We start from the raw sequence: 3,767 nt of genomic DNA on the forward strand, positions 1-3,767 counted from the left end.
CGGCATAGAAAAGGTGATACGCCGACGTGTCGTCCTGATTGACCGTCTTCTTAACCAGCCGCAGCCCCAAAGTGCCGGTGTAAAAACGAAGGTTTCCCGGCGCATTCGCGGTGATAGCGGTTAGATGGTGGATTCCCGTCAGTTGCAGGCCCATGGTCGTCTCCCTGATCTCTAGAAAATTTTTCTCCTCCAATATCAGAACGCCGACCCTATGGCAGAAGGATGCGAATTCCGACAGTCCGTCGCTGCAAGCTGAACGATCTCAACTCTGAAACAAGCCAGCGTGCCGCGCACCGGCGAGCTCGGGAAGACAAACCGGCTGCATCACCAAAGGCCCTCAAGCCTCCTGACAGACTGCTGTCAGGAGGGGTGTGCGATAGTGTCTTCATCGAACGAGAGGAGATCAGCCATGAACGGTTTTACCATTCTGCGCAGCGTACAGCACTATGTCGGCAAGATCCGGACGATGCGCAACGAGATCCGCACCCGGCGTTTCATGAATGACTTGCCGCAGAGCATCCGCAAGGACATCGGTTGGCCGGATAATTACGAAGGCCGCCACGGTCGCGGGTGATTTTTCGCGGCAGCGGCTGGATGCGGACGCCACGGCGCCCAGATATAGATCCGGCGGGCCGAAGGACGGAGCAGGAAATGTCCGAACAGAAAACCATCGGCGTCGTTTTCATCGATCGCTTCGCCGACTGGGAATACGGCCTGCTTGCGGCTTCGGCGGTCGAATGGTTCGGCGCACGCGCGGTGTCGCTGACGCCGAACGGTAATCCGGTGACCTCGGCCAGCGGATTTATGCTGACGCCCGATCGCTCCACCGAGGTTGATGAAAATACCGATCTCGACGCCGTCGCGGTCATCGGCTCCGACGAGTGGGTCGATGCACCGCCTGATATCTCCGGACTGCTGACGGCAATTGCGGCGCGCGGCGGCGTGGTCGGCGGCATCTGCGCCGGCACCTTGGCACTGGCGCGTGCCGGCCTGTTCGACAAGGCCAAACACACCAGCAATGGTCGTGACTGGATCAATGAAAAGGAACCGGGCTATCCGGGCGCCCAGAACTATCAGGACGTGCCCCATGCCGTCGCCGACGGCCGCATTGTGTCCGCGCCGGGTTCGGCTCCCGGCACCTTCGCTCTTGCCTATTTGAAGACGCTCTATCCCCAGAGAAGCGGCGACCTCGCACAGATGCGTGCACTGTTCGCCAAGGAGTATGCCGAAGGGGAATATGCTGAAGCCTCCTGACAGTATGGTGTCAGGAGCGGCGTGCAATAGTGCGACAGTATCAGGAGACAGATATGGCCTTCATCCCTGCAAAAGCGTCGGCATGGTTCGAGATCCCCGTCACCGACATGGATCGGGCGCGCACCTTTTATGGATCGGTGCTTCAGAACGATCTCGCCCTGGAGGAGAGTGGCCCGAACCCGATGGCCATGTTCGCTGCGCAGGACCGAACGGCCTCCGGGCACGTCTATCCCGGAAAACCCGCGGCACCGGGAACCGGCCCGACCATCCATCTGTCGGTTGCCGCACCGATCGAGGACGCCATGGAACGGGTGAGGCAGAACGGCGGCCAAGTCGTATCGCCGGCGATCTCCATTCCGGCCGGCACATTCGCCTATTGCCTCGACCCGGACGGCAACAGCTTTGGGCTCTTCGTCTAGGTGCCGCATGGCAAAAAGCTGGAACGACAGGCTGAACACGCCAGGCATCAACGGTATCAAGCCGACGCCGCGCACTGTTGGCGATGTCGTCGAGGGCCAGCCGATGCCGGTGCCGACGGCACGGCAGGTCGATGATTTCATCCGCTCCATCCCAAAGGGCGTGGACATGGACGTCCGCGCATTGCGCACCGCGCTCGCCATCGAGCACGGTGCCGAAGTGACATGTCCGGTCACTATCGGCTATCATCTGCGCACTGTCGCCGAGGCCGCCAACGAGGATCTGCAGCGCGGCATGACGCTGAGCGACATCGCGCCATTCTGGCGGGTGCTGGATGCAAAGACGCCGACAACAGGGAAATTGTCCTTCGGCGCGGCATTCGTCGCCGCGCAGCGTAAGCGCGAAGGGCTGGAACCATAAACACCGAGGGACCATACGATGCGCCGCGCCGACAGGCTCTTCCAGATCGTGCAGCACCTGCGCGGTGGCCGTCTGGTCACCGCCCAGAAGCTGGGCACGTGGCTCGAGGTTTCCGAGCGAACAATCTACCGCGACATCGCCGACCTGCAGTCAACGGGCGTGCCGATCGACGGCGAGGCCGGCGTCGGCTACATGATGAGGGAGGGTTTCGACCTTCCGCCGCTGATGTTCACGCGTGACGAGATCGTCGCGCTGGTCGCCGGCGCCCGCATGGTGCGCGCGTTTGGCGGTGCTGCCATGGCGAGAGCCGCCGACGAGGCGCTGGTCAAGATCGGCGCCGTGCTGCCCGATGCCGAAAAGGATCGCATCGCCCGCACTGAGATCCACACGCCGATGTGGGTGGTGAGCGACGCCGCCCGCGAAGCGATCGACCTGATCGAGCGCGCGGTGGAAAAACGCCAGGTGCTGACCATCGACTACTCTGACGAAGCAGGCCGCAGCACTGCGCGCGACATCAGGCCATTAGGCCTGTGGTTCTGGGGCAAGGTGTGGACGCTGGTCGCATGGTGCGAGATGCGCGACGATTTTCGCGCTTTCCGCATCGACCGCATCGCTTCGGTGGTCATAGCCGGCCGCGTCTTCAAGCCGGAGCGCGGCAAGCAGCTCGCCGATTTCTATCGTGCGGTAGAGCGCAGCGAGGACTACGGTATGGCGCCGGACCGGGCCGCTCGAACCTGACAAGCGCGGTCGCAAAAAAACCCGCGCGAGGCGGGCTTTTTGTAGTTGAACAGCCTTTGGCCGACTCATTCCTCGTTGTCCGTATCCTCGTCCTTCGACTTCAACGCTGAAAGCTTGGCGAAGACGGCGTTGGCGTCGAGCTCCGCATCCTCGTCCTTTGGCTTCTCCGGCGCCGGCACCAGCCGCTCGGTCAATGCCGCCGGCAGCAGCGTGTCGCCGGCCGGTTGTGCCTGCTCGCGGCCACGCGAGGCGCGATTGACTTCCATGTCGAGGTCGATCTGCGAGGCGAGACCCAGCGTTACCGGATCCATCGGCTGTAGATTGGCCGAGTTCCAGTGCTTTCTGTCGCGGATCTGGTCGATCGTCGATTTGGTGGTACCGACAAGGCGCGCGATCTGCGCGTCCTTCAGCTCGGGATGGTTGCGCACCAGCCAGAGTATGGCGTTGGGCCGGTCCTGGCGCTTCGACAACGGCGTGTAGCGCGGACCTTTGCGCTTGGATTCGGGCACCCGCACCTTGGGGTCGGACAGCTTCAGCCGATGGTTCGCATCCTTCTCGGCACGTGCGATCTCGTCGCGGCTCAGCTGGCCGGTCATGATCGGGTCCATGCCCTTGATGCCTTGCGCCGATTCGCCGTCGGCGATCGCTTTGACCTCGAGCGGATGCAGCCCGCAGAACTGCGCGATCTGCTCGAAGGACAGCGCGGTGTTGTCGACCAGCCAGACGGCGGTCGCCTTGGGCATCAGCAGCGTATTGGCCATTGTAAAATATCCTTCTCGTTCGCCCGCGTTCCCGCGCGGGCGGTGGGTTAAGCCACCAAAATGGGAAATTCGCGGTCTGTATAAACGCTCTCTCGCCGTTTCGCAACGTTTTTGGGAGTGGCGTGTCGTAAGCACATGAGTTGTCCGGATTAGGTAGCACATGAGTTGTCCGGTTTT

The 3,767-nt window shown here is 62.2% G+C and carries 7 protein-coding genes; 5 read left to right on the forward strand and 2 right to left on the reverse strand.

Translation table 11 applies throughout. The features are described from left to right. Window positions 1-154 (reverse strand): VOC family protein (locus E5W87_RS34575; protein WP_292408209.1); only part of this gene is annotated, 154 nt, incomplete at its 3' end. Between the two features lie 255 nt (window positions 155-409). Between E5W87_RS34575 and E5W87_RS34580 the strand changes: the two genes are divergently transcribed. From E5W87_RS34580 to E5W87_RS34600, 5 genes are all read left to right on the forward strand, one after another. Then, window positions 410-574 (forward strand): hypothetical protein, encoded by a 165-nt coding sequence (locus tag E5W87_RS34580; protein ID WP_292408193.1) that lies wholly within the window; start codon window positions 410-412, stop codon window positions 572-574. Window positions 575-651: 77 nt separating this feature from the next. Further along, window positions 652-1,254, forward strand: coding sequence for a DJ-1/PfpI family protein (locus E5W87_RS34585; RefSeq protein ID WP_292408197.1), 603 nt, complete (start codon window positions 652-654; stop codon window positions 1,252-1,254). Window positions 1,255-1,307: 53 nt separating this feature from the next. Further along, a complete protein-coding gene (locus E5W87_RS34590; RefSeq protein WP_292408200.1) occupies window positions 1,308-1,673 on the forward strand; it encodes a VOC family protein in 366 nt (121 codons plus the stop codon). A gap of 7 nt (window positions 1,674-1,680) precedes the next feature. Further along, a complete protein-coding gene (locus E5W87_RS34595) occupies window positions 1,681-2,091 on the forward strand; it encodes a hypothetical protein (protein ID WP_292408203.1) in 411 nt (136 codons plus the stop codon). Between the two features lie 18 nt (window positions 2,092-2,109). Beyond that, complete coding sequence (locus E5W87_RS34600; RefSeq protein WP_095487267.1) at window positions 2,110-2,829, forward strand: YafY family protein; 720 nt, start codon at window positions 2,110-2,112, stop codon at window positions 2,827-2,829. Between the two features lie 65 nt (window positions 2,830-2,894). Here the strand turns inward: E5W87_RS34600 and E5W87_RS34605 are convergent, their stop codons facing one another. Next, complete coding sequence (locus tag E5W87_RS34605; protein ID WP_292408206.1) at window positions 2,895-3,590, reverse strand: DUF1013 domain-containing protein; 696 nt, start codon at window positions 3,588-3,590, stop codon at window positions 2,895-2,897. Between the last annotated feature and the right edge of the window lie 177 nt (window positions 3,591-3,767).

Source organism: Mesorhizobium sp., from assembly GCF_004962925.1.
Classification (GTDB): domain Bacteria; phylum Pseudomonadota; class Alphaproteobacteria; order Rhizobiales; family Rhizobiaceae; genus Mesorhizobium.

What these genes read in the sequence shown, in the direction of transcription:
- E5W87_RS34580 (WP_292408193.1), top strand. Translation starts at nt 410, where the DNA reads ATGAACGGTTTTACCATTCTGCGCAGCGTACAGCACTATGTCGGCAAG.
- E5W87_RS34585 (WP_292408197.1), top strand. Translation starts at nt 652, where the DNA reads ATGTCCGAACAGAAAACCATCGGCGTCGTTTTCATCGATCGCTTCGCC.
- E5W87_RS34590 (WP_292408200.1), top strand. Translation starts at nt 1,308, where the DNA reads ATGGCCTTCATCCCTGCAAAAGCGTCGGCATGGTTCGAGATCCCCGTC.
- E5W87_RS34595 (WP_292408203.1), top strand. Translation starts at nt 1,681, where the DNA reads ATGGCAAAAAGCTGGAACGACAGGCTGAACACGCCAGGCATCAACGGT.
- E5W87_RS34600 (WP_095487267.1), top strand. Translation starts at nt 2,110, where the DNA reads ATGCGCCGCGCCGACAGGCTCTTCCAGATCGTGCAGCACCTGCGCGGT.
- E5W87_RS34605 (WP_292408206.1), bottom strand. Translation starts at nt 3,590, where the DNA reads ATGGCCAATACGCTGCTGATGCCCAAGGCGACCGCCGTCTGGCTGGTC.